Here is a 25025-nt window from a genome sequence, read left to right on the forward strand (position 1 = left end):
GCCAGTTAAGCCTTCGCCGGTTCCAGCGCCAGCTCAACGGCTTCCGGGCGTTTGACCGTCGCATAGACAACGGCGGTCAAGAGGCTCCCCGCGACAATCGCCAACAAATACAGCAACGCATGATTGATCGCATTCGGAATCGCCAGCACAAACAAGCCACCGTGCGGCGCCATCAGTTTGCAGCCGAAGTACATCGACAATGCACCTGTCAGCGCGCCACCAGCGATGCTCGCCGGAATCACCCGCAACGGATCTTTCGCGGCAAACGGAATCGCCCCTTCGGAGATGAAGCACAGCCCCAGCACGAAGGCAGCCTTGCCGGCCTCGCGTTCAGTCTGGGCGAATTTGCGCCGCGCAATGAATGTGGCGATGCCCAGACCAATCGGCGGCACCATCCCTGCGGCCATGGTCGCGGCCATCGGTGCATAACTCTGCGACGCCAGCAGACCTACCGAGAACGCGTACGCGGCTTTGTTGATCGGCCCGCCAAGGTCGACGCACATCATGCCACCGAGCAGCACACCGAGCAGAATCGCGTTGGTGGTGCCCATGCTGTCGAGGAAATGCGTGAGCGCACCGAGCATGCCGGCGACCGGTTTACCGACCACGTAAATCATCACCAGACCGCTGATCAGGCTGGCAAACAACGGGATGATCAGAATCGGTTTCAGCGCTTCGAGACTTTGCGGCAAGGCGACATATCGACTGATAGCCTTGGCCGCATAACCGGCGATAAACCCGGCGATGATGCCGCCGATAAACCCGGCGCCCAGCGTACTGGCAAGCAAACCACCAATCATCCCCGGCGCCAAGCCCGGACGGTCGGCGATCGAGTAAGCGATGTAACCGGCCAGCAGCGGCACCATCAACTTGAACGCCGTCTCACCGCCGATCTGCATCAGCGCAGCGGCCAACGTGCCTTCTTCCTTGAACGCGGTGATGCCGAAGACGAACGACAGCGCGATCATCAAACCGCCGGCCACGACCATCGGCAACATGAATGACACGCCGGTCAGCAGGTGTTTATAGATGCCGGTTTTCTCTTGCCTGGCCGGTGCCTGGCCGTCACTCGCGGCGCTTTCCACTGCACCTTCGGCCAAGGCTTTTTTCAGCGTGGCTTCGGACTGCTTCAAGGCGATCCCGGTGCTGCAGCGATAGATCTTCTTGCCGGCAAAACGCTCGGTGGCGACTTCGATATCCGCCGCCAGCAACACCACGTCTGCGTCGGCAATCGCCACTGCGCTCAACGGGGTTTTCGCGCCCACCGAGCCTTGGGTTTCGACTTGCAAGTCATAGCCCAGGCGCTTAGCGGTTTGCTGCAAGGCTTCGGCGGCCATGAAGGTGTGCGCGACACCGGTCGGGCAGGCAGTGATGGCGACGATGCGCGGTGCACGCGGCGCATCAGTCGCCGGCTCAGCCTCACTGGCAACGTAAACTTCTGCCTCTTCAGCACCACGACGCAGCACCGCCTCGACATCTTGCAATGCCTGCGCCGGAGCAATCTGGAAAACCCGTTTGCCGACAAAACGCGTCATGTCGATCGCGCCTGTGGCGACCAGCAAAACCCATTCGGCCGCGGCAATGGTCGCCGCCGACAATTCGCGCTCAGGGTGCGCCGCATCGACCACTTCAACGCTGGTGCTCCAGCCCTGACGCTGCGCGGCCGCATCGAGCAGACGCGCGCACAGCACACTGGTGACCATGCCGTTCGGGCAAGCCGTAACAATGGCTAATTTCATGACAAACCCTCTTATTGTTCTGTCAGGGGACGCACGCGCACGCCCTGTTCGAGCTGCGCCAGTTGCGCCGCGTCGTTGATGCCAAAACCGATCTGGGTCACCGCCATCGCCGCAATTGCGGTGGCCGTGCGCAGGGTTTGTTCAGGTGTGTCGGCGCTGAGCAAACCGTGGAGCATGCCGGCCAGCAACGAATCACCGGCACCGACCGTGCTGGCGACGCTGACCTTAGGCGGCGTGGCGTGCAGTGCCGAACCGACGCTGAACCAGTTCACGCCATCAGCACCGTGAGAGATCACCACGTGCTCGATGCCTTGCGCATGCAAGCGCGCCGCTGCTTGCGCTTCCGCCGCGTGGGAAACCACGTCGCAACCGAGCGCGTCGGCGAGTTCTTCGGTGTTCGGTTTGATCAGCCATGGACTGGCTTTCAAAGCTTCGCGCAGTGCTGCGCCGCTGCTGTCGAGAGCGACTTTCAGACCGAGCTGATTGAGCCGTTCGATCAACTCGCGCAACCACTGCGCCGTCACGCCACGCGGCAAACTGCCAGCTACCACTACCGCATCGTGACCCGGTGCAATCTGCACCAGTCGATCGAGCAACGCTTGCTGCGCGGCGGCATCGACCACCGGTCCAGGGCCGTTGATGTCGGTGATGCGGCCACTCTGTTCAGCGACTTTGATGTTGCTGCGCGTCTCGCCCGGCACGCGGATAAACGCGTCGACAAAACCACGCTTGGCGAACAGGGTTTCGAACGCTTGCAGATTGTCTTCGCCGAGAAAGCCGCTGACCGTCAGTTGATGGCCGAGGTCGGCCAGCACTTGCGCAACATTCACGCCTTTGCCGGCAGCGTGGGTGTGCATCTCGTCGCTGCGATTGACCTGACCCGCCTCCAGGCGTGGCAGTTCGACGGTGAGGTCGAGCGCCGGATTGAGGGTCAGGGTAAGAATCTTGGCCATTACAGGGCCTCCACTAATGCGCGCACTTCGTTCGCGCTGCCCACGGCCAGGGCGTGTTGAGCAAGGGTTTGCGCCTGGGTCAGGCTGAGTTCGCGGATGCGCGCCTTGACTTCGGCAATGCTGCGACCGGAAACGCTGAGTTCATCGACACCGAGGCCGACCAGCACCGGCACCGCCAGCGGATCTGCCGCCAGCTCACCGCAGACGCCGACCCATTTGCCGTGGGCATGGGCCGCGCGCACGGTGATGTCGATCAGTTGCAGCACCGCCGGGTGCAAGCCATCCGCCTGCGCCGACAGGGTCGGGTGACCACGGTCGATGGCCAGTGTGTACTGGGTCAGGTCGTTGGTGCCGACACTGAAGAAGTCGACTTCCTTGGCCAATACCGGCGCGAGCAGAGCGGCGGACGGCACTTCAATCATGATCCCCAGTTGCAGATCAGCAACCGGGATTTCCAGGCGCAGACGTTCAGTCATGTCGCGGGCCTGACGCCACTCTTCGACGCTGCCAACCATCGGGAACATGATCCGCAGCGGACGGTTGTCCGCCGAACGCAGCAAGGCGCGCAATTGCGCTTCCATGATCTGCGGACGCTGCAAGGTCAGGCGAATACCGCGTACGCCGAGGAACGGGTTTTCTTCCTTGGCGATCGGCCAATACGGCAGCGGTTTGTCGCCGCCGACGTCCAGCGTGCGCACCACCAGCGGTCGACCGGCGAGACCATCAAGAACGCGGCGGTATTCGGCTTCTTGCGTGGCCTCGTCCGGCGCTTGCGGGTGGGCCATGAAAATCAGTTCGGTACGCAGCAGGCCAATGCCTTCGGCGCCCTGCTCCACCGCACTGATCACGCCCGCGCTTTCGCCGATGTTGGCGAACACTTCGACCGCGTGACCATCGGTGGTGTGTGCCGGTTGATGGCGTTGTTCGGCGGCAATTTTCAAGCGTTGCTCACGGGTGTCGCGTTCTTCGGTGGCGCGTTGCAGGGTCGCCGCATCGGCGTCGACGTGCAGGCGACCGCGTTGGCCGTCGAGCAGCAACGGTGTGCCCGGCGCCAGCAACAACACCGCTGCGCCAGCGCCGACCAGCGCTGGAATCCCGAGAGCACGCGCAACGATTGCACTGTGCGCCGTGGCGCCGCCGCGCGCGGTGAGAATCCCCGCCACGCGCACCGGATCCAGCCGTGCGACATCGGACGGACCGACCTCGTCCATCACCAGAATGTACGGTTGCTCAGGCTCGCTCGGAGTTTGCACGCCACACAGTTGCGCCAACACGCGACGACCGACGTCACGCAGGTCCGCCGCCCGTTCGGCGAGCAACGCGTCGTGTAGCGATTCCTGTTGTTTGGCCGCCGCTTCGATCACCGCCATCCACGCCGCTTCGGCGCTTTCGCCTTGCTTGAGGCGGGTGTCGACTTCATCGGTGAGTTCCGGATCGTCGAGCATTTCCTGATGGGTGATAAAGATCTCGCGGATGGCTTTGGCTTTGCTGCGTTCGATCAGGCCCTGAATGTCACCGCGCACGTCGCTGAGCGCTTGCTTGAGACGTTCGCGCTCAACGGCGGCAGACTCGCCGCGCAGCGGGTAATCGATGGTTTGCTGAACCTGAATATGCGCAGGCCCGATGGCAATGCCAGGGGCTGCCGGGATCGCCTGCAACTGAGCGCCGGACGCCGGGGCGATCAGCACTTCGGCGATGTCGGCAATGACCTCGCGCTGCTGGCTTACGGCTGGCAGCGGCTCGACTTCTTCGCCAAGGCCTTCTTCGATCGCGGCCAAGAGTGCCGGCAAGGCGTCAGCGGCGATGCTCGGTTCCGCGATCAACTCCAACACCTGACCGCGACGGGCGCCGAGGCTGAGCAGTTTGCTCAAGCTCTTCACCGACACGGCGCTGTCCTGGCCGTCGACGATGCGCACACGAATTTCGCCATCAAAACTCTTCGCCAGTTGCGCAAGGATCTTCGCCGGGCGCGCGTGTAAACCATGGGCGTTGGCCAGGGCAATGCGTGCGCTCGGCCAATCGGCGGGCAATTCACCGCCGAGCACTTCAAGGACTTTACGGCTGCTGGTGGCGCGGCCCAGCTCATGGCCGCGACCTTCAATCAGCAACGCGCAAAGACGTTCAAGCAACGCCTGATGCGCTTCGCCAAGGCTGGCCAGACAGAACAGACCGCTGAGCGGCTGACCGAGGTAGCGCATCGGTTTGTCCGGCGTCACGAACGCCAGGCCCGGACGCTTCACGGTCTGCTCGCTGTGCAGCCACCACAGGCCATCGCCCAGCGGCAGCGCTTCGACTTGTTGCAACACACCGGCAAAACCGTTGCTCACACAATCGGCCTGACGCAACAGACGCGCGCCACGCCAGACCAGTTCTTCGAAATCGTCAGCCGACACGCCGAGGCCAATCATCTGTGCATCCAGCGCCAGCTCTTGCGGTGCGCCTTGCAGCAATTTCAGCAGCGCTTCGGGGGAACTGGCACGACGCAGAGCCTGGCCCAGATCGGTCTCGCCGAGGGCGCGGGTCAGCAGTTGCAGCAGGCGCAGGTGTTCGTCGGATTTGGCGGCGATGCCGATGGCCAGATAAACGATCTGGCCATCGCCCCAATCCACGCCTTCCGGGAACTGCATCAGGCGCACGCCAGTGGCGAACACCTGATCACGGGTTTGCGGCGTTCCGTGGGGAATGGCAATACCTTGACCGAGAAAGGTCGAGCCCTGGGCTTCCCGTGCCTGCAATCCAGCGAGGTAACCGTCAGCAACCAGACCATCGGCCACCAGGTGATTGGCGAGTAGTTGCAGGGCAGCGGGTTTATCCACAGCCGATTGGCCCATGGATATCTGCTCTATAGTGAGCTCGAGCATGCGATCTCCTTTTTGGCGCTTTATGAGTGCCAGGTATTGTTTTGGATGGTTTGCAGCTTAGGCGCTTTACCGCTTTGCTTTTCAGCGGCAGTTTTGGCGGTTTCACGGCAGAACCGGCCAAAGACGTCTAAAACGTAGAAAATACGCTTGCTGAAACGTTTAATCTAGATTGATCGGCACGTTACTCGATAATGTCCCATCCTTGAAGTCCAACTTGTCGGATGCGCTGCGACAATAGTCGCCTGCCCTAATCGGGTAGGATTGGCGAAAATGTCGCGGCAAGCTCGAAAAAACAAGGAAATCCCGGGTTGAAACTCAGTGATATCGCGCGGTTGGCCGGAGTGTCCGTGACCACCGCCAGCTACGTCATCAACGGCAAGGCCGAACAGCAACGCATCAGCACCGCCACCGTCGAGCGGGTGCGCGCAGTGGTCGATCTGCACGGCTTTACGCCAAACCCACAAGCGGCCGGGCTGCGCAGTCGGCACACGCGCACGCTGGGCTTTATTCTGCCGGATCTGGAAAACCCCAGTTACGCGCGGATCGCCAAGCTGCTCGAGCAAGGTGCGCGAGCACGCGGCTATCAGTTGCTGATCGCCAGCTCCGACGATGCGCCAGACAGCGAGCGGCAGTTGCTGCAACTGTTCAAGGCGCGCCGCTGCGATGCGCTGATCGTCGCCAGTTGCCTTCCGGCCGGCGATGACAGTTATCGGCAGTTGCAGGCCAAAGGTCTGCCGATCATCGCCATCGACCGGGTCATGGAACCCGAGCATTTCTGCTCGGTGATCAGTGACGACCGCGAAGCCAGCCTGCACCTGACCCAGAGCCTGCTCGATCCGCAACCGAAGCAGATCGTGCTGCTCGGTGCGCGCCCGGAACTGAGCATCAGCCAGGAGCGTGCCGCCGGTTTCGAAGAGGCGCTAGTCGACTTCAAAGGCGAAGTGCTGGTCGAACACGCCGAATCCTTCAGTCGCGAATGCGGCAAGCAATTGATGGAAGAACTCCTGCAGCGTTTGGGACATTTGCCGGATGCGCTGGTGACAACGTCCTACGTGCTGCTGCAAGGCGTGTTCGATGCGCTGCATGACTTCCCGCTGAAATCGCGGCCGCTGCGCCTCGGCACCTTCGGTGACACGCAGTTGCTGGATTTCCTGCCGCTGCCGGTCAATGCCATGGCCCAGCAGCACCAGTTGATCGCCGACAAGGCGCTGGAACTGGCCCTGGCGGCGGTCGAGCAGTCGGAGTACAAGCCCGGCGTGCAGGCCATCGCGCGAACCTTCAAGCAACGTATTCACCGGGACTGAACCGTGGAGCTGATCGACAGCCACACCCACCTCGACTTCCCCGACTTCGACGCCGATCGCTTAGCGTTGCTCGCCGAAAGCCGCGCCCTCGGGGTGCGGCGGATGGTGGTTTTGGGCGTCTATGAGGGCAATTGGCAACGGGTGTGGGATCTGGTGCAGAGCGATGTCGATTTGTACGCGGCATTCGGTCTGCACCCGGTGTATCTCGATCAGCATCGACCCGAAGATTTATCGGCGCTCGGTGATTGGCTGACGCGATTGCGCGGTCATCGGCAATTGTGTGCGGTGGGCGAGATCGGTCTGGATTACTTCATCGAAACCCTCGACCGCGAGCGGCAACAGGCGCTGTTCGAGGCGCAACTGCAACTGGCCGCAGACTTTCAGTTGCCGGCGCTGATCCATGTGCGACGCAGCCACGCGGCGGTGATCGCGACGCTCAAGCGCTTCAAGCTCAAACGCGCGGGGATCATCCACGCCTTTGCCGGCAGCCGTGAAGAGGCGCGGGAATACATCAAACTCGGTTTCAAACTGGGCCTCGGCGGCGCACCGACCTGGCCACAAGCGTTGCGCATGCATCGGGTGCTGGCGGAACTGCCACTGGATTCGATTGTGCTGGAAACCGATTCACCGGACATGGCACCTGTCATGTTTCCCGGTCAGCGCAACAGCCCGGCGCACTTGCCGGCGATCTGCGAGGCGCTGGCCGGACTGATGAATATCAGCCCGCAACAACTGGCCACGGCCAGTACCGCCAACAGCTGCGAAGTATTCGGCTGGTAATCAGTCGGCGTGCGCCTTGGCCGCCTCCAGAATCAGCGTCAGGTGTTGCCGCTGGCGCGCGTAACGGACGACCACGAAGTACACAAAGATCGTGATCAGTGACGCGTTCAGTTGCTCAGTGACGCTAAGCAGTCCCACCCATTCCATCACCAGCGCCACCAGCAGCGCGGTGCACACCGTCAACGAAGCACTGAAACGCAGCAGCGCCAGTGAGTCGAGCGACTTGAAGCGCTTGATCTGTTGCGGGCATCGCAGCTCGAGCGCTTTCTGGCAATGCTCGCAGGTAAACGGTTCATTGATCGAGATGGCATTGAGCTGCCAGGGTTTGAGCAGCAGCGTGGTCTGGCAATGAGCGCAACGGCCCAGAACCCCCAAGGTTGCGGCAGACATGAGCGACCTCCTCTACGCGAACGATTGGGTATGGATACTGGCTCATTGATGGGGAAATGCCAGAGCCTGGAGGGAAACAGGATTGGGCTTACGGCCGGAAGTGAAGAAGTACTACAAAGGGTTCTGACAAAACCCAAACCCTGTGGGAGCGAGCCTGCTCGCGAAGGCGGTGTGTCAGGTGACAGAGATGTCACTGACAGATTGCATTCGCGAGCAGGCTCCCACAGTTTTTCGTGCGTGCCTCAGACGCGGAACGCGCTGATCAGTTGTTTAAGCTCAACGACCTGGGCTGACAGCGCCCGGCTGGCGTCTTCGGTCTGATGCGCACCTTGCGCCGTGCGCTCGCCGGCGCGGTTGATCTCGACGATGTTCTGATCGATGTCGTGGGCCACCGCCGTTTGCTGTTCAACCGCAGCGGCGATCTGCTGGTTCTGATCGACGATCATGCCGACCGCACCAAGGATGTTTTCCAGCGCCTGCTGGACCTTTTCCGACTGCCCGACCGTGCCATTGGCCATCTGATGGCTGACGCCCATGGCCTTCACGGCCGCGCCGACACCGCCGTGCAGTTTGGCGATCATCTGTTCGATTTCTTCAGTTGATTGCTGAGTGCGTTTGGCCAGCGTGCGCACTTCGTCGGCGACCACGGCAAAACCGCGTCCCTGCTCGCCGGCACGGGCGGCTTCGATCGCGGCGTTGAGCGCCAGCAGGTTGGTTTGTTCGGCAATACTCTTGATCACTTCCAGTACACGACTGATCGCCTGGCTGTCGCTGGCTAACTGGTTGATCACCAACACCGACTGGTCGATTTCGCTGGCCAGCGCAGCAATGCTGCCCTGCTGCGACTCGACCAGGCCACGGCCACTGATGGTCTCGTCATTGACGCTATGGGCGCTGCTCACCGCTGCCGCCGCACTGCGCGCCACCTCCAGTGAAGTCGCCGACATCTGGTTCATCGCCGTTGCCACTTGCTCGATCTGCGTGCGTTGCCCGGCGACCGCCTGATTGCTCTGCGCAGAGACGTTTTCAACCTGCCCGGCCTGGCGCTCGACCTCAGCGACAGTCAGACCTACACGCTCGATCAAGTCGTGAATCTTCCTCACCGTGCCATTGAAGACTTCGCCCAACTCGCCCAGCTCATCGCGGCTATTGGCTTTGAAGTTGACCGTCATGTCGCCGGCCGCGACCTTGTCCATCATCGCCCCGAGGCGTTTCAGTGTGGTGCGGGTCGAGGCGTAGAAACCGCCGTAGAGATAGAAAATCAGCACGAACACCACCGACAGCGCCACCGCCTGCAAGACCATGTGTGTGCGGTTCTGCGCCAGACGCTGCTGCAATTGCGTGTCGAGAAATGTCAACGTGGCGTCGTTGAGCTGGTAAGTCCTGTCGATCAGCGCGGTGACCTGATCGTAAAACGCCTGCCAAGGCGCATCGAGGGTGTCGGCCATCACCACCTGTTCCTCGAACAGTTCGCTGGCCTGTTTCAGCGAGGCCTTGCTGCTGTCGGCCGCCGTGCTGAGGGTATCCCGCGCGGCTTTGCTCGAGCCGAGGGCGTCCTGCAGCTTCAGACCGTACTCAGCCTGGAGTTTTTCGATCTGCACCAGCAACTCATCGAAACGCGTACTCGAAGAACTGTTGAGAAAACCCTGGCCCAATGAATACGAGCCCATGGCCCGACCTTCGCCAAGGGTTTGCGTGACGGTCGGGGTGATCAGGGTGACCAGTTCGCTGAGCTGACGGATATCGCTCTGGTTGTCGCGGCTCAGGCCGGCCTGACTGGTGATGATCTGGCTGAAAATCTGCGCACTGGCGAGCACTTTGCTGATCAACGCGCTTTTGCTCTGCAGTGAGTTTTCCGCTTGCTGGGCCTTGAACGCGGCAATCATTTCGTCGCGTTTACCATCGAAGACCTGAATCTGCTCGGGATCGTCGGTCATCGCCGTCAGCCCTTGCAGGCGTGCCATAACCGCTTGTTCGAGCGTAGTGATCTGCGCCTCGATATTCCCGGCCTTGCCGGACTGGCCGAGGGTGACGTTGATCTGTACCAGATTGTTGAGCGTTTCCAGATCCCGACGCAGGGCCAGGCTACTGCCCAGCAGATCAAGGCTTTGCAGCTCGACCCGAGTGCCCTGGAATTCGCGATAGGAATCGCGCACCAGATAAAAATTGGTCACCAGCATCGGCACCAGAAACAGCACGCTGATCAGGCTGAACTTCATGCCGAAGCTCAGACGGTTCATCAGCGAGACGGCGGGATAGAGCAAGCTCTTCACTGGAAGTCTCCCTTGGTTTTTCTTGTTTTTATTGGCAGGCGCGGGGCGACAGCAGATAGCCACTATCGAGCGCCATCTCTGTATAGCTCAAATCGGAGGGAGGTTTTGTAACTTAAGGTTAACGAAAAAACCTCGCAGCCTGCGGCAGCTCCTTCAGGAAATACACAATCCCTGTGTAGGAGCGGCCGCAGGCTGCGATCTTCGGATCTTTGTTTAAATCAATGAAATCAGTGGATCAAGACGGTCCACAAGGCAAACCCGGCGTACCACAGCACCGCCGCGCGCAAGAGCAATTCCCACAGGCAATCGAGGGTGTTGATGCCGTCCGGACCGACCACGGGAGGTGGAATCTCCCCCGCCGCCAGACCGACCCGGTTGATCAATTGTGCAGCGCTGATGTTCCAGTTCAGCAGTTCATGCAGCATTACCCGGCTGACCGCGACAAAGTTGCCGACCAGCGCCAGACTCGCCGCCAGCAAGCGTACCGGCAGCCAGTCAAAGGCATGCCGCAGTTGCGCGGCGCGCTCGACCAGCGCCGGGTTCTGGCCGTGCTCCTGCGCCAGCGCCAACAGGCGATACGCCAAAGCCGCCACCGGGCCGAGCACGAAATACCAGAATATCACCGCAAAAAAGCTCTGATAGGCCTGCCACAGCAGATGCCCCTGCACGCTTTCAAGCAACTGCTCGCCGCTGTCGGCGCAGATATCCAGATCGCGCTTGGCCACATGCGCTGCGGCTTGCAGATCTTCACGCCGCCAGGCATCACGGAATGGCCCGAGACCGCCGAGCAAATCGCCGCGCCCCAGGCTGTAAATCACCACCAGCAAATGCACCGGCAACGCCAGCAAGCCGTAGGCCACAGGCTCCAGTACCAAGAGCAACAACGCCAACAGCGCCACCGGGAACAGCACCAGAATCGTCAGCACCAGCCAAGGCTGTCTGGCCAGGCGCGTGCTGGTTTCGAGTTTGTTCAGTTCGCGGATCCATCCGCCATCGCGTTGAACCCGATGACGCAGGGCCGAAAACTTCTCGATCCACAACGCCAGCAGTAACACCAGAAAACTCATTGTCCTTCCTCTTGTGCCAGGGCCGCGCGGTAACGCGCCCAGTCGAATGCCGGGCCAGGATCGGTCTTACGCCCGGGTGCTATGTCGCTGTGCCCACAAATGCGGGCGCCGGTGATGGCCGGAAATGCGCTTTGCAACTGGCGGGTCAACGCCGTCAACGCCTGATACTGCGCGTCGGTGAACGGCAGATCATCGGTGCCTTCAAGCTCGATGCCCACGGAAAAATCGTTACAGGTTTCCCGTCCATCGAAGACCGACACGCCGGCATGCCACGCGCGCTCAAGACAGGAGACAAACTGGGTGACCTTGCCGTCACGTTCAATCAGAAAATGCGCCGAGACGCGCAGGTCAGCAATCCCTGCAAAATAGGGATGTTCGGTGACATCCAGACGATTCTGGAAAAATTCCTGCACCTTGCCCGTGGCGAACTGCGCCGGCGGCAGGCTGATGTTGTGGATGACCAACAGGGAAATTTCGCCCGCTGGGCGCTCATTGAAGTTGGGCGATGGGCAGACCTGCACCCCGTGACACCACCCGCTAGCGGGATCCAACTGCATACCGATTCCTTCAACGCCGACTGTGTTGGCGCCCAGTATGCCGTGATCGGCCCCCGACGCGCGATCACTTGCCGTGATTGAGTCGTCGCAGATTGCCCAGCACCGACTCCAGCGCGCGATCGAACAACAAGGTGTCGTCCAGCGTACGCACCGCTCCGCGCTCGAATTCCAAGGCCAGTGCAATGCGGCTGCGCTCCAGCACCTTCATCCCGGTGCGATCGACAAATACATACTTGCCGGTGACTTCGATGATGGCCGCGAGTTTGCAGCGCAGACTGTTTTCATCGTCTTCCTGAAACGCCACCCAATTGCCAAGACGCAGTTGCTCGACCTGGCGCAGACCGACGGCGTCGTGAGGCAAACGTACCGAGGTCAACGCCGCGCTGCCTTCATCAGCGGTTTGCAGGATGATCTGTTGCGACACCTCCACCATGGGCAAAGCCTGCTCGGCCTGCTCGGAGCGCTCCAGCACCCGCACATGCAAGGCTTCCAGCTCACTGAAAAACTCGCTGGTGGCGAACGGATCGAACGCCGAACTGCTCAGACCATCACGCAGTGCCTTGAGCAAGCCCGGCACCAGCGCCAGCAAGCGCAGGCTGGATTCAGCGTCGTCATGGCGCTGCACACTCCAGATCAACTGCTCCATGGTCTGCACATCGGCCTGCCATTCAGCGGACTGATCGCCATGTTTAAGGCACGTCAGCAGCAGTACTTTGCTCCAGGCGTCCTGGACGAAGGTGACCACGGTCGGCGGCAGGGTCTTGCCCAGCAGCGCTTGATTCAACGCGCGTTCGACCCGGCGCCGCGCCAGTTCGGTTTTCGCTCGCCCCTCTTCGGCGTCACGCAGGCGCTGTTCAAGCAGTTCGCTGCGGCGGCGTTCATCGCTGGTGAAGGCGAGAAAGTCAGCCAGCAACTCGGAGAAAATCGCCGGGTCGTCGACGAAATCGTTGAGCAGGCGCTGCACCACTTGTTCGATACGCAGGTACAAGCTGTCGCGTGCCTCACCGTCGCAATCGCCCCAGCCCATGGCCGCCGCGGCGATTTCGTTGAGCAGGCGCCGCGCCGGATGGGTGCTGCGGCTGAAGAAACTCTTGTCGAGTACCGCGACCTTGAGCATCGGGATCTGCAACCGGGCGATCAGCGCCTTGAGCGAATCCGGCACATTGCGGTCTTCAAGAATGCAGTCAAAGACCATCGCGATCAGGTTGATCACGTCTTCGTCCGCATCGCCGACGATCCGCGATTTGCCGCTTCTGACGCTGACCCGGGTCAACAGTTGTTCGAGCTGATTGCGCAGATCAAAGTCATCCTGCGCCGCCAGCGCCGGCACGTACTGTTGCAAGTGCGAGAGCAGACGCAACAGGTCGCGGGAGGAAATCGGTTGCGCCGCGACGCTGGGTTCCAGCGTCGGCGCGACACTGCCGCGCACCTGCGCGAGCAACTGCTGCAACGCGGCGAAAACCTCCTGCACGCCTTCGTCGACGGGCAGCGTGTCGTCGCGTTCCTCGCTGTGCACATTGGCGATCGCACGATCAATTGCGCGACGTGCAGGGGCCGCTTTCAACTCGGGCAACACACCGGTGGCGAGCAACAATTGATTGGCTTCGGCGTAAAGCTGCTCGGTGTCGGCCAATACATAGCGCTCGAACAGTTTGAGCAGGATCAGCTTGACCTTGATTTCCACGCCCAGATTACGCCCGGCCTGGAGGAAAAACTCGCAGAGCCGCGCCGGGCCGAGCGGGTTGTGCTGATCGTCGAGGGTGTTGCCGAGCAGCGCGTTAAGGCGCGCGGTCAGTTGATCGAGGGCGAAGCCGTCACGCTTGAGCACGCGACCGACCATGGTCTCGACCGCCACGCTGCGCTCCATGTCGTCGCTGCGCGGTGCCAGCTCGTCGTAGATCAGGGCGTGCGGCAGCGTGTTGTGCGTGGGATCGTATTGCGTCAGGCCGACGAAGGCTTCGAAAAATTGCTCAAGGAAGCCACGCTCGATGTTTTTGCGCTTGAGGCGCAAGTCGCGCATGGCTTCGAAAAAGATATTCTGCTCGACATCGTTGCGCGCACGGTCGGCCATTTCGAACAGCGTGTCGTCAGCGTTATCGAACAGCTCCTGCAAGCCGTGGCGCAGTTGCTGGGCAGCCTTGTCGCGAACCTGAAGCAGAATCACAGGCAGGCGGGCGAGCGGCGAGTGATTCGCCTGATCGGTAGCGCCCTTGTGCAAAGGCACCACTTTCCCGTCGTTGTGCATCCAAGCCTCCTTAAACGGTGATTCGTTCGGTCACTTGCAACATAAGCCTCCTGTGGGAGCGAGCTTGCTCGCGAAGGCGATCTGTCAGTGACATGGTTGGTGACTGACACTGCGCTTTCGCGAGCAAGCTCGCTCCCACAGGTCTCAACAACTTCGGCCGCATTGCACGTCAAAGCTATGACGTCAAATGCAAGGCGGATTATCTTTCATAACTTGCCCACGGCGCCATAGTCGTCAGGGTTTCCCCTATGCCCTCTCAATGACCCTGTCCGGGCGCGTTTTACTCAAAGAAAATCGACCGGATGCAGGCAAGCACGCGCGTTCTCGCCTTGGGTTGGCTCGCGCCATGCCCCTATAATCGAACCACTTTGTTTGTGGAGCCCGTTATGCCGAATCTACGTCTCGCCGATTTGACCGCCGAAATCGAAGCCAACGTGCGCCGTGCGTTGCTCGAAGACATCGGCAGCGGCGACATCACCGCGCAACTGATCCCGGCCGAACGTCTGGCCAAAGCCACCATCATCACCCGCGATGCCGCCGTCATCTGCGGCACGGCGTGGGTCGATGCCGTGTTTCGTCAGCTCGATCCACGGGTTGCGGTGCACTGGCAAGTGGTCGATGGCGAGCGGGTGAAACCCAATCAGCCGCTGTTTCATCTGGAAGGGCCGGCCCGTTCGCTGCTGACCGGGGAACGCAGTGCGCTGAACTTCTTGCAACTGCTGTCGGGTGTGGCGACTCGCGCGCAATACCTGGCCGATTTCGTCGGTACTACCCAGGTCAAACTGCTCGACACCCGCAAAACCCTGCCAGGCCTGCGTCTGGCGCAGAAATACGCGGTGACCTGCGGTGGCTGCCACAACCATCGCATCGGTCTGTACGACGCGTTCCTGATCAAGGAAAACCACATCGCCGCCAGCGGTGGCATTCCACAAGCCATTGCCGCCGCGCACAAGATCGCGCCGGGCAAACCGGTGGAAGTCGAAGTGGAAAGTCTGGGGGAGCTGAAGGAGGCACTGGCCGCCGGCGCCGACATCATCATGCTCGACGAGCTGAGCCTGGATGACATGCGCGAAGCCGTGCGCCTGAATGGCGGCAAGGCGAAGCTGGAGGCCAGTGGTGGCATCAACGAAAGCACGCTGCTGCCGATCGCCGAAACCGGAGTGGATTACATCTCGATCGGTGCGATGACCAAGGATGTCAAAGCGGTGGATCTGTCAATGCGCTTGAGCCTCTGAAGGTTTCACGCAATAAAAAACGCCAGCCCGGTTGAGGCTGGCGTTTTTGTTTCAGACCACCAGATTATTCATCTCGCAGTACTCGTCCCACTCGACACCCAGCACTTCGGCCGCCTCTTTGTGCAGAACAAGGCGCTGTGCCTCGAACTCCTCCGGCGTGCTCGTGTACTTGAGTGTCAGCTCCCACGGCTGCAGGCCCTGGGCTTCGGCCTCGTCTTCGAAGGCCCACTGAATCTGATCTTTCTGATCATCGGGACTGAGATCCTTGATCTCTTCCTTCAGGTCCGGTACGTCCAGAATGTACTTTTCCAGCGCCTGTTCGTGACGTTGCTCTTGAGTTAATTCGGTCATGGCGTTCTCGCTGATCTTAGGAATGGAGGATGGATCTGGATCATCAAGGATCTCTCTGACGCGGATTGACCGGCCTTCGGAACCATTCGGGATCATCTGAAAACTGCTAAGCGATGCTCATGCAGGCACCGAATATAGGACGTTTGCATGACGAATTACACGGGTCTTTACATCTCTCCCACAAAAAGCTGACCTGCGGAACATAAATCCACATGGGGATAAGTGAGAGTGATCAAGAAGGTGGTGCCCGAGACAGGAATCGAACCTGCGACCTTCGCGTTACGAGTGCGCTGCTCTACCGGCTGAGCTACACGGGCGGTGGGCTAAACCTAGCACCGGTCTCGGGCTCCGGCAACTTTGTACCTTGACCTTTTCTGGCAGACAAAAAAATGCCCCGCCGTTTTCACGGCGGGGCATTTTCATTGCGCTAAAGCCTGGGGGTGATTAAACGCCCGAAGCCTTGGCCGCTGCCACGTCTTTGATGGACAGCTTGATACGGCCGCGGTTGTCCACGTCCAGTACCAGCACTTCCACTTCCTGGCCTTCTTTCAGGATGTCGGTCACTTTCTCTACGCGAGCGTCGCTCAGCATCGAGATGTGCACCAGACCGTCCTTGCCCRGCAGGATGTTGACGAATGCGCCGAAGTCGACGATGCGCTCAACCTTGCCGACGTAGATCTTGCCGATCTCGGCTTCAGCGGTGATACCCAGAACGCGCTGACGTGCTGCTTCAGCCGCTTCCTTGGTTTCGCCGAAGATCTTGATCGAACCGTCGTCTTCGATGTCGATCGAAGCCTTGGTTTCTTCGCAGATCGCACGGATGGTCGCGCCACCTTTACCGATAACATCACGGATCTTGTCGGTGTCGATTTTCATCGCGATCATGGTCGGAGCGTTGGCCGACAGTTCGGTACGCGACTGGCCGATGATCTGGTTCATCTGACCGAGGATGTTCAGGCGCGCTTCCAGGGCTTGGCCCAGAGCGATTTCCATGATCTCTTCGGTGATGCCCTTGATCTTGATGTCCATCTGCAGCGCAGTAACGCCTTTGGCGGTACCGGCTACTTTGAAGTCCATGTCGCCCAGGTGGTCTTCGTCACCAAGGATGTCGGTCAGGACGGCGAACTTCTCGCCTTCTTTAACCAGACCCATGGCGATACCGGCAACCGGCGCCTTCATCGGCACACCAGCATCCATCAGGGCCAGGGAAGCGCCGCAAACGGAAGCCATCGAGCTCGAACCGTTGGATTCGGTGATTTCCGAAACTACACGGATGGTGTACGGGAACACGTCAGCGGCTGGCAGCATGGCCGAAACCGAACGACGGGCCAGACGGCCGTGACCGATTTCACGACGACCAGCACCACCCATGCGACCACACTCGCCCACCGAGAACGGAGGGAAGTTGTAGTGCAGCATGAACGGGTCTTTTTTCTCGCCTTCCAGGGTGTCCAGCAGTTGTGCGTCACGGGCAGTACCCAGTGTTGCAACGACCAGAGCCTGGGTTTCACCACGGGTGAACAGCGCCGAACCGTGAGTCTTCGGCAGAACGCCGACTTCGATGTTCAGCGGACGTACGGTTTTGGTGTCGCGACCGTCGATACGTGGCTTGCCGTTAACGATGTTTTCGCGAACGGTGCGGTATTCGATTTCGCCGAAAGCGGCTTTGACTTCGCTGGACGAAGGCTGGCCTTCTTCACCGGACAGCTTGGCAACGACTTGATCCTTCAGCTCGCCCAGACGCGCGTAACGGTCGGCCTTGACGGTGATGGTGTAAGCCTGGGAGATCGCTTCGCCGAACTCGGCACGGATAGCGCCCAGCAGTTCGGTGGCTTCTGGCGCAGGCGCCCAGGTCCAGGTCGGCTTGGCAGCTTCGGCAGCCAGTTCTTTAACGGCGTTGATCACCACCTGGAACTCGTCGTGAGCAAACAGTACCGCGCCCAGCATCTGGTCTTCGGTCAGCTCTTTGGCTTCCGATTCAACCATCAGTACGGCGTCGGAAGTACCGGCAACGACCATGTCCAGGCTCGAAGCAGCTTGCTGCTCGTAAGTCGGGTTCAGCAGGTAGCCGGTGCTTTCGTGGAAAGCTACACGAGCGGCGCCGATCGGGCCGTCGAACGGAATGCCCGAGATGGCCAGGGCAGCCGAGGTACCGATCATCGCAGCGATGTCCGGATCGGTTTTCTTGCTGGTGGAAACGACGGTGCAGACAACCTGCACTTCGTTCATGAAGCCTTCAGGGAACAGTGGACGGATCGGACGGTCGATCAGTCGGGAAGTCAGGGTTTCTTTCTCGGAAGGACGGCCTTCACGCTTGAAGAAACCACCAGGGATCTTACCGGCAGCGTAAGTCTTTTCCTGGTAGTGAACGGACAGAGGGAAGAAGCCCTTGCCCGGATCGGCTTGTTTTGCGCCGACTACAGTCACCAATACGCTGACGTCGTCGTCAACGGTGACCAATACTGCGCCGGAGGCCTGACGGGCGATACGGCCAGTCTCGAGGGTAACGGTCGATTGACCGAACTGGAATTTTTTGATTACCGGGTTCACGGTGTCCTACCTTCTTTGTGGCTCTTGGGGGAACTGGTTTCTTGCGAATTCTTGGGCAATGTCGGGAATCGGCCCAACCGTTGTCCGGGGTAAAACGTGTATCCAGATAAAACTTGAGGCTGGGAGCCTGCAAGCCGCCAGCGGTAAACCGCAGACGTCCGACAGACAACCAACCTCATAGCGCAATCGCTGATTAGCGACGCAGACCCAGGCGACCGATCAGAGTCTGATAACGACCCAGATCCTTGCCTTTCAGGTAGTCCAGCAGCTTGCGACGCTGGTTTACCATGCGGATCAGACCACGACGGGAGTGGTGATCTTTACCGTTGGCCTTGAAGTGACCTTGCAGCTTGTTGATGTTGTGGGTCAGCAGTGCAACTTGCACTTCTGGCGAACCAGTGTCACCAACAGCTTGCTGGTAGTCAGCAACGATTTGAGCTTTTTCTTGAACGTCGAGAGCCATGAGGCAATCCTTTTTATCAGGAAACTGTTTCAGGGAAACAGCTTCAACAGGCCAGGGACAAATCCCTGTATCTATAAATGAGTAGTGACCGTGCCTGTTAACAGCCACCCTCGCCAGCCTGCTTTGACACAGACCGGTTTCGGTCATTCCGACCGAATCAGTCGACGTGGTGCAATGCGCCCGTCTTCGCTCACTTCACCGATACCGATGAAGCGACCATTGTGATCCTGTACCCGTACCATGCCGAACTTCGGAGCATCCGGGGCACGTACCGGCTGGCCGTTGAGCCAGTAGAACGCACTCGCTTCCGAGAAGTGCAGCAACGGCCAATCCAGCAGGCCGCTGTCCGATGGCATCAGGAAGCGATCAACCGCTTCGTTGCCGCCTTCGGCATGTACTGCTTCAAGCTCTTCGAGGGTAACCGTCTGCGCCAGGGTGAAAGGCCCGGCCTGGGTACGACGCAATTCAGCGACGTACGCACCACAACCGAGTTGCTCACCGATATCCTCCACCAGGGTGCGAATATAGGTGCCCTTGCTGCAATCCACCGCAAGACGCGCAGTATCGCCTTCGAAGGCCAGTAATTCCAAGCGCGCAATAGTAACAGAACGCGGTTCGCGCTCCACTACTTCGCCTGCACGAGCCAGCTTATACAGCGGCTGGCCATCACGCTTGAGCGCCGAGTACATCGGCGGTATCTGACTGATTTGCCCGCGAAATTTCGGCAGAACCGCTTCGACATCGGCGCGACCAACGGTCACCGGGCGCTCCTGCAAAACCTCACCTTCGGCATCTGCCGTGGTGGTGGTCTTGCCCAGTTGCGCCAGGGTTTCATAACCCTTGTCGGAATCGAGCAGGTATTGCGAGAACTTGGTGGCCTCACCGAAGCACAACGGCAAAACGCCGGTGGCCAGTGGGTCTAGGCTACCGGTGTGACCGGCCTTCTCGGCATTGAGCAGCCAGCGGACCTTCTGCAACGCAGCGTTGGAGGTGAACCCCAACGGTTTGTCGAGCAAGATGATGCCGCTGACATTACGACGGATACGTTTGACCTGAGCCACCGAATTACTCCTTGGTGTCTTCAGGTTCAGCAACGACCGGATGCTGATTGTCTTCAGCCACGGCACGCTCGATCAGCGCCGACAGGTGCGCACCACGCACGACGGATTCGTCGTAGTGGAAGTGCAATTGCGGCACGCTGCGCAGTTTCATTTCACGGGCCAGCTGCATGCGCAGGAAACCTGCGGCGGCGTTGAGCACCTTGATGCTTTGCGCGATATCTTCAGCATTGTCCTGGCCCATCACGGTAATGAAAATCTTGGCGTGACCGACGTCACGGCTGACTTCCACAGCGGTAATGGTGACCAGACCCACGCGTGGATCTTTGACTTCGCGACGGATCAGTTGGGCCAGCTCACGCTGCATCTGATCGCCGATACGTTGGGTACGGCTGTATTCTTTTGCCATGATTTGTTACCTGTTACTGCCCTGCGGTGAAACCCGCAAGGTCTGAAAGCGGCAAACGCCCGGCCTGACAAAAGCCAGACCGGGCGTTGCGTTTAGAGTCCGGGTGATGCGCCGCACCGTTGAGTACGGCAGCCCATCACGGCTCCTGAAGTGTGCGAGTTAGAGGCTGCGAGCAACCTGAACCTTCTCGAAGACTTCGATCTTGTCGCCGACTTTGACGTCGTTGTAGCTCTTCACGCCGATACCGCATTCCATGCCGGCACGTACTTCGGAAGCGTCATCCTTGAAGCGGCGCAGGGATTCCAGCTCGCCTTCGAAGATAACGATGTCTTCACGCAGTACACGGATCGGACGGTTACGGTGCACAACACCTTCGATCACCATGCAGCCTGCGATCGCGCCAAACTTCGGCGAACGGAACACGTCACGCACTTCGGCCACACCCAGGATGTTCTCGCGAACATCGCTGCCGAGCATGCCGGTCAGGGCTTTCTTGACGTCTTCGATGATGTCGTAGATCACGTTGTAGTAACGCATGTCCAGACCTTCCTGCTCGACGATCTTCCGTGCGCCAGCATCGGCACGCACGTTGAAGCCGAACAGTACAGCGTTGGAAGCCAGTGCCAGGTTAGCGTCGGATTCGGTGATACCACCAACGCCGCCGCCGACTACACGCACTTGTACTTCGTCGTTGCCCAGGCCATTCAAGGCACCGTTCAACGCTTCCAGCGAACCACGGACGTCGGATTTGAGGACGATGTTGAGCGTCTTCTTCTCGGCCTGACCCATGTTTTCGAAGATGTTTTCCAGCTTGCCGGCGTGAGCGCGAGCCAGTTTGACTTCGCGGAACTTGCCTTGACGGAACAGAGCCACTTCACGGGCTTTCTTCTCGTCAGCAACCACGCTCATCTCGTCGCCAGCGTCCGGGGTACCGTCCAGGCCGAGGATCTCGACAGGGATGGATGGACCGGCTTCTTTGATTGGCTTGCCGTTCTCGTCGAGCATGGCACGCACGCGGCCATAGTTCGAACCGACCAGAACCATGTCGCCTTGGCGCAGGGTACCGTCTTGAACCAGAACGGTTGCCACCGGGCCACGACCTTTGTCGAGACGCGATTCAACCACAACGCCACGGCCAGGAGCCGATGGAGTTGCTTTCAGTTCGAGAACTTCAGCTTGCAGCAGAACGGCTTCAAGCAACTCGTCCACGCCAGTACCGACTTTCGCCGAAACCGGAACGAACGGCGTATCACCGCCCCACTCTTCGGAAGTCACGCCGTGAACCGACAGTTCGCTACGGATGCGATCGAGATCGGCGCCCGGCTTGTCGATTTTGTTCACGGCTACAACCAGTGGAACGCCAGCCGCTACAGCGTGCTGAACAGCTTCAATGGTCTGCGGCATCACGCCGTCGTCCGCTGCAACCACCAGGATCACGATGTCGGTCGCCTTGGCACCACGAGCACGCATTGCGGTAAACGCGGCGTGACCCGGGGTGTCGAGGAAAGTGACCATGCCGCGTTCGGTTTCAACGTGGTATGCACCGATGTGCTGAGTAATACCGCCGGCTTCGCCAGCAGCTACCTTGGCACGACGGATGTAGTCGAGCAGGGACGTTTTACCGTGGTCAACGTGGYCCATTACGGTCACGACTGGCGCACGGGAGAACGACTCACCTTCAAACTTCAGGGACTCGGCCAGGGAATCTTCCAGGGCGGTGTCGCTGACCAGGGTCACTTTGTGGCCCAGTTCTTCGGCTACCAGTTGAGCAGTTTCCTGATCAAGCACCTGGTTGATGGTCGCTGGAGTACCCAGTTTGAACATGAACTTGATGATTTCAGCAGCCTTGACCGACATCTGATTGGCAAGATCGCCAACAGTGATGGTCTCGCCGATCTGCACATCACGCACGACAGGGCCGGTTGGGCTCTGGAAACCGTGTGCGTTGCGCTTCTTCAGCTTGGCCTTGCCGCGACCACCACGACGGAAGCCATCGCTTTCTTCGTCGGTAGTGCGTGGTGCCACGCGTGGAGCCGGCGCTTTTTCTTTGACCGAGGCGCGATGCGGAGCGTTTTTGCGCTCGCCATCACCGCCACCGCTGCGACGATTGTTATCGTCAGCACGTGGCTTGTCCGGACGGCGCTGTTCGTTCTGCTTGTTGCGAACGTCAGCAGACGGAGCTGGAGCAGCGGCAACCACCGGTGCGCTTTCGCGAACAGGTTCGGCAACTGCAGCCGGCGCCGCAACGGCGTCACTGGTAGCGTTCTGCGCAGCAGCAGGCTGATTACGCGCTTCTACTTCGGCGCGTTGCTTGGCTTCTTCTTCAGCCTTCTGACGGGCAGCATTTTCTACTGCGCGACGCTCATCCAGTTCACGCTTGCGCTCGGCTTCGATTTCTTCCGGGCTGCGCTGTACGAAAACTTTCTTCTTGCGGACTTCAACGCTGATGCTTTTGCTGCCAGCAACACGCAGGGTGCTGGTGGTTTTACGCTGCAGCGTGATCTTGCGTGGTTCTTCCACTTTCGCCTTGTGGCTGCTTTTCAAGTGAGTCAGCAGGGACTGCTTCTCACTGTCAGTCACATTTTCTTCGGCGGCGGTGTGCGGCAGACCTGCCTCACGCATCTGCTGCAACAGGCGCTCTACCGGTGTTTTGACCTCATCGGCCAGTTGTTTCACCGTGACTTGCGTCATGCACTTCTCTCCTCAGGCCGCGCCTAATTACTCGAACCAGTGGGCTCGGGCGGCCATGATCAACTTGCCGGCACGATCATCGTCAATGCCGTCGATGTCGAGCAGGTCGTCAATAGACTGCTCGGCCAGGTCTTCGCGGGTAATTACGCCGCGCACCGCCAGTTCCATCGCCAAATCCTTGTCCATACCCTCAAGCGAGAGCAGGTCTTCGGCCGGATGGGCGTCTGCCAGCTTTTCCTCAGTAGCGATGGCTTTGGTCAACAAACGATCCTTGGCACGAGCGCGAAGCTCGTTGACGATATCTTCGTCAAAGCCGTCGATGTTGAGCATTTCTTCCAACGGTACGTAGGCAATCTCTTCCAGGCTGGTGAAGCCTTCATCTACCAGCACCTGAGCCAGTTCTTCGTCGACTTCCAGCTCGTCGATGAAGTTGCGCAGGATGTCGCCGGTTTCTGCTTGCTGCTTAGCCTGGATGTCCGATTCGGTCATCACGTTCAGGGTCCAGCCAGTCAACTGGCTCGCCAGACGCACGTTCTGACCACCTCGACCGATGGCCTGAGCCAGATTGTCTGCGCCAACGGCGATGTCCATTGCATGGGCATCTTCKTCAACGATAATTGCCGCAACCTCAGCCGGGGACATGGCGTTGATCACGAACTGAGCCGGGTTGTCATCCCACAGGACGATATCAACACGCTCACCGCCCAACTCGCCCGACACTGCCTGGACGCGCGAACCGCGCATACCAATGCAAGCGCCCTGCGGGTCGATGCGTTTGTCCTTGGAGCGGACGGCGATCTTGGCGCGCGAACCCGGATCACGGGACGCTGCCATTACTTCGATCAGGCCTTCGGCAATTTCCGGCACTTCGATGCGGAACAGCTCGATCAGCATTTCCGGCGCGGTACGCGACAGGATCAGCTGCGGGCCGCGGTTCTCGGTGCGGATTTCCTTGAGCAGCGCACGCAGGCGCACGCCGACACGGAAAGTTTCGCGAGAAATGATGTCTTCACGGGCCAGCAACGCTTCAGCGTTGTTACCCAGATCGACGATCACGTTGTCGCGGGTGACTTTTTTCACGGTGCCGGAGATGATTTCTCCCAGGCGCTCGCGATAGGCGTCGACCACTTGAGCGCGCTCGGCTTCGCGAACTTTCTGCACGATGACCTGCTTGGCAGTCTGTGCAGCGATGCGGCCGAACTCGATGGATTCGATCTTTTCTTCAACGACGTCGCCAACCTTGGCGCCAGGATGCGTTTCAGCAACCTTGGTTGGCCAGGTTTCGATGGCCGGATCGTCGAGATCATTCTCTTCAACGACCGTCCAGCGACGGAAAGTTTCGTAAGAACCGGTGTGGCGATTAATCTCCACACGCAGGTCTACTTCGTCTTCAAAACGCTTTTTGGTAGCAGTGGCCAGAGCCAGCTCCAGCGCTTCAAAAATTACGCTTGCCGGTACGCCCTTTTCATTGGATACCGACTCAACAACCAGCAGTACTTCTTTGCTCATCGTACGCCTCGCCTTTCGCAAGCCATTGGATCCGCGGGATCCGCGTCTCAGTCAAAACTGGGAATAATGTTGGCCTTGTCGATCATATCGATCGGCAACAGGAACTCATGGTCGTCTACCTGCACCACGACATCCTGTTCTTCTACACCGCGCAGAAGGCCCTGAAAGTTGCGTCGACCTTCAAAAGGCGAGCGCAGCTTGATCTTCACTTGTTCACCGGCAAATTTTGCAAACTGCTCAAGAGTGAACAGTGGGCGCTCCATGCCAGGCGAGGAAACTTCGAGGGTGTATTCAACGGAAATTGGATCTTCAACATCCAGTACACCGCTGATCTGACGGCTGACAATGGCGCAATCGTCCACCAGCACGCCACCCTCTTTATCGATATAAACGCGCAACATCGAGTGACGACCCTGAGCCGAAAACTCGATACCCCAGCATTCATAGCCCAGGGCCACGACCACCGGGGCCAGCAAGGCCTGCAACTCTTCTAGCTTGCTCGACACCTGAACCCCCTAGTGCATGATATGTGCATGCTTTGCAAAATAAAAAAATGGGCTTAACGCCCATCCTTGAAACGCCGTCGAACA

At 59.7% G+C, this 25025-nt stretch carries 19 protein-coding genes and 1 tRNA gene; 3 read left to right on the forward strand and 17 right to left on the reverse strand.

Annotation, left to right across the window (positions count from 1 at the left end):
* Window positions 1–5: 5 nt before the first annotated feature.
* The 3 genes from AC1DVF_RS10375 to ptsP are packed head-to-tail and all read right to left on the reverse strand — an operon-like array spanning window position 6 to window position 5553.
* Window positions 6–1739, reverse strand: coding sequence for a PTS fructose-like transporter subunit IIB (locus tag AC1DVF_RS10375; RefSeq protein ID WP_477782416.1), 1734 nt, complete (start codon window positions 1737–1739; stop codon window positions 6–8).
* A gap of 11 nt (window positions 1740–1750) precedes the next feature.
* The gene (pfkB, locus tag AC1DVF_RS10380) at window positions 1751–2692 is read right to left on the reverse strand and encodes a 1-phosphofructokinase (RefSeq protein ID WP_093435812.1); all 942 of its coding nucleotides are present in this window, start codon (window positions 2690–2692) and stop codon (window positions 1751–1753) included.
* Complete coding sequence (gene ptsP, locus AC1DVF_RS10385; RefSeq protein WP_460130779.1) at window positions 2692–5553, reverse strand: phosphoenolpyruvate--protein phosphotransferase; 2862 nt, start codon at window positions 5551–5553, stop codon at window positions 2692–2694. Before ptsP ends, pfkB begins: the two co-directional genes overlap by 1 nt.
* A gap of 308 nt (window positions 5554–5861) precedes the next feature.
* On the opposite strand from ptsP, the gene cra reads away from it, so the two are divergent.
* Window positions 5862–6857 carry a catabolite repressor/activator gene (gene cra / locus AC1DVF_RS10390; RefSeq protein ID WP_477782417.1) on the forward strand — a complete coding sequence of 332 codons (996 nt, stop codon included), beginning with the start codon at window positions 5862–5864 and terminating at the stop codon, window positions 6855–6857.
* A gap of 3 nt (window positions 6858–6860) precedes the next feature.
* On the forward strand, window positions 6861–7637 hold the full coding sequence (locus AC1DVF_RS10395) for a TatD family hydrolase (RefSeq protein ID WP_477782418.1): 777 nt from the start codon (window positions 6861–6863) through the stop codon (window positions 7635–7637).
* Here AC1DVF_RS10395 and AC1DVF_RS10400 read toward each other — a convergent pair whose 3' ends face one another.
* The 5 genes from AC1DVF_RS10400 to AC1DVF_RS10420 form a co-directional block, all read right to left on the reverse strand.
* Entirely contained in the window at window positions 7638–8027 is a 390-nt protein-coding gene (locus AC1DVF_RS10400; protein ID WP_093435799.1) for a hypothetical protein, read from the reverse strand.
* A 242-nt stretch (window positions 8028–8269) separates the two neighbouring features.
* Window positions 8270–10300 (reverse strand): methyl-accepting chemotaxis protein, encoded by a 2031-nt coding sequence (locus AC1DVF_RS10405; protein ID WP_477782419.1) that lies wholly within the window; start codon window positions 10298–10300, stop codon window positions 8270–8272.
* Window positions 10301–10527: 227 nt separating this feature from the next.
* Window positions 10528–11367: a regulatory signaling modulator protein AmpE gene (gene ampE, locus AC1DVF_RS10410; protein ID WP_093435791.1), complete on the reverse strand. Its 840-nt coding sequence runs from the start codon at window positions 11365–11367 to the stop codon at window positions 10528–10530.
* Window positions 11364–11924 carry a 1,6-anhydro-N-acetylmuramyl-L-alanine amidase AmpD gene (gene ampD / locus AC1DVF_RS10415; protein ID WP_460089857.1) on the reverse strand — a complete coding sequence of 187 codons (561 nt, stop codon included), beginning with the start codon at window positions 11922–11924 and terminating at the stop codon, window positions 11364–11366. Before ampD ends, ampE begins: the two co-directional genes overlap by 4 nt.
* Before the next feature lie 64 nt (window positions 11925–11988).
* On the reverse strand, window positions 11989–14169 hold the full coding sequence (locus AC1DVF_RS10420; protein WP_477782420.1) for a DUF1631 domain-containing protein: 2181 nt from the start codon (window positions 14167–14169) through the stop codon (window positions 11989–11991).
* A 386-nt stretch (window positions 14170–14555) separates the two neighbouring features.
* Between AC1DVF_RS10420 and nadC the strand changes: the two genes are divergently transcribed.
* Window positions 14556–15404 carry a carboxylating nicotinate-nucleotide diphosphorylase gene (gene nadC, locus AC1DVF_RS10425; RefSeq protein ID WP_099757973.1) on the forward strand — a complete coding sequence of 283 codons (849 nt, stop codon included), beginning with the start codon at window positions 14556–14558 and terminating at the stop codon, window positions 15402–15404.
* 51 nt (window positions 15405–15455) lie between these two features.
* Here the strand turns inward: nadC and AC1DVF_RS10430 are convergent, their stop codons facing one another.
* From AC1DVF_RS10430 to rimP, 9 genes are all read right to left on the reverse strand, one after another.
* Window positions 15456–15755, reverse strand: coding sequence for a DUF6388 family protein (locus AC1DVF_RS10430; protein ID WP_034154593.1), 300 nt, complete (start codon window positions 15753–15755; stop codon window positions 15456–15458).
* A 241-nt stretch (window positions 15756–15996) separates the two neighbouring features.
* Window positions 15997–16072: transfer RNA gene (locus AC1DVF_RS10435), tRNA-Thr, on the reverse strand.
* A 127-nt stretch (window positions 16073–16199) separates the two neighbouring features.
* Window positions 16200–18305 carry a polyribonucleotide nucleotidyltransferase gene (gene pnp, locus AC1DVF_RS10440; protein WP_477782421.1) on the reverse strand — a complete coding sequence of 702 codons (2106 nt, stop codon included), beginning with the start codon at window positions 18303–18305 and terminating at the stop codon, window positions 16200–16202.
* Between the two features lie 193 nt (window positions 18306–18498).
* Window positions 18499–18768 carry a 30S ribosomal protein S15 gene (gene rpsO, locus AC1DVF_RS10445; protein ID WP_003177875.1) on the reverse strand — a complete coding sequence of 90 codons (270 nt, stop codon included), beginning with the start codon at window positions 18766–18768 and terminating at the stop codon, window positions 18499–18501.
* Window positions 18769–18911: 143 nt separating this feature from the next.
* On the reverse strand, window positions 18912–19829 hold the full coding sequence (gene truB / locus AC1DVF_RS10450; RefSeq protein ID WP_093435771.1) for a tRNA pseudouridine(55) synthase TruB: 918 nt from the start codon (window positions 19827–19829) through the stop codon (window positions 18912–18914).
* Between the two features lie 4 nt (window positions 19830–19833).
* Window positions 19834–20235: a 30S ribosome-binding factor RbfA gene (rbfA, locus tag AC1DVF_RS10455; protein WP_093435767.1), complete on the reverse strand. Its 402-nt coding sequence runs from the start codon at window positions 20233–20235 to the stop codon at window positions 19834–19836.
* 159 nt (window positions 20236–20394) lie between these two features.
* Window positions 20395–22926: a translation initiation factor IF-2 gene (gene infB / locus AC1DVF_RS10460; RefSeq protein WP_477782422.1), complete on the reverse strand. Its 2532-nt coding sequence runs from the start codon at window positions 22924–22926 to the stop codon at window positions 20395–20397.
* Between the two features lie 27 nt (window positions 22927–22953).
* Window positions 22954–24435 (reverse strand): transcription termination factor NusA, encoded by a 1482-nt coding sequence (nusA, locus tag AC1DVF_RS10465; protein ID WP_477782423.1) that lies wholly within the window; start codon window positions 24433–24435, stop codon window positions 22954–22956.
* 47 nt (window positions 24436–24482) lie between these two features.
* Window positions 24483–24941 (reverse strand): ribosome maturation factor RimP, encoded by a 459-nt coding sequence (gene rimP / locus AC1DVF_RS10470; RefSeq protein ID WP_007915250.1) that lies wholly within the window; start codon window positions 24939–24941, stop codon window positions 24483–24485.
* Between the last annotated feature and the right edge of the window lie 84 nt (window positions 24942–25025).

This window comes from Pseudomonas sp. P4_D7, assembly GCF_056401755.1.

Excerpts from the sequence above, each read along its gene's own strand:
- AC1DVF_RS10375 (WP_477782416.1), bottom strand. The coding sequence starts at position 1,739 with ATGAAATTAGCCATTGTTACGGCTTGCCCGAACGGCATGGTCACCAGT.
- pfkB (WP_093435812.1), bottom strand. The coding sequence starts at position 2,692 with ATGGCCAAGATTCTTACCCTGACCCTCAATCCGGCGCTCGACCTCACC.
- ptsP (WP_460130779.1), bottom strand. The coding sequence starts at position 5,553 with ATGCTCGAGCTCACTATAGAGCAGATATCCATGGGCCAATCGGCTGTG.
- AC1DVF_RS10400 (WP_093435799.1), bottom strand. The coding sequence starts at position 8,027 with ATGTCTGCCGCAACCTTGGGGGTTCTGGGCCGTTGCGCTCATTGCCAG.
- ampE (WP_093435791.1), bottom strand. The coding sequence starts at position 11,367 with ATGAGTTTTCTGGTGTTACTGCTGGCGTTGTGGATCGAGAAGTTTTCG.
- ampD (WP_460089857.1), bottom strand. The coding sequence starts at position 11,924 with ATGCAGTTGGATCCCGCTAGCGGGTGGTGTCACGGGGTGCAGGTCTGC.
- AC1DVF_RS10420 (WP_477782420.1), bottom strand. The coding sequence starts at position 14,169 with ATGCACAACGACGGGAAAGTGGTGCCTTTGCACAAGGGCGCTACCGAT.
- nadC (WP_099757973.1), top strand. The coding sequence starts at position 14,556 with ATGCCGAATCTACGTCTCGCCGATTTGACCGCCGAAATCGAAGCCAAC.
- AC1DVF_RS10430 (WP_034154593.1), bottom strand. The coding sequence starts at position 15,755 with ATGACCGAATTAACTCAAGAGCAACGTCACGAACAGGCGCTGGAAAAG.
- rpsO (WP_003177875.1), bottom strand. The coding sequence starts at position 18,768 with ATGGCTCTCGACGTTCAAGAAAAAGCTCAAATCGTTGCTGACTACCAG.
- rbfA (WP_093435767.1), bottom strand. The coding sequence starts at position 20,235 with ATGGCAAAAGAATACAGCCGTACCCAACGTATCGGCGATCAGATGCAG.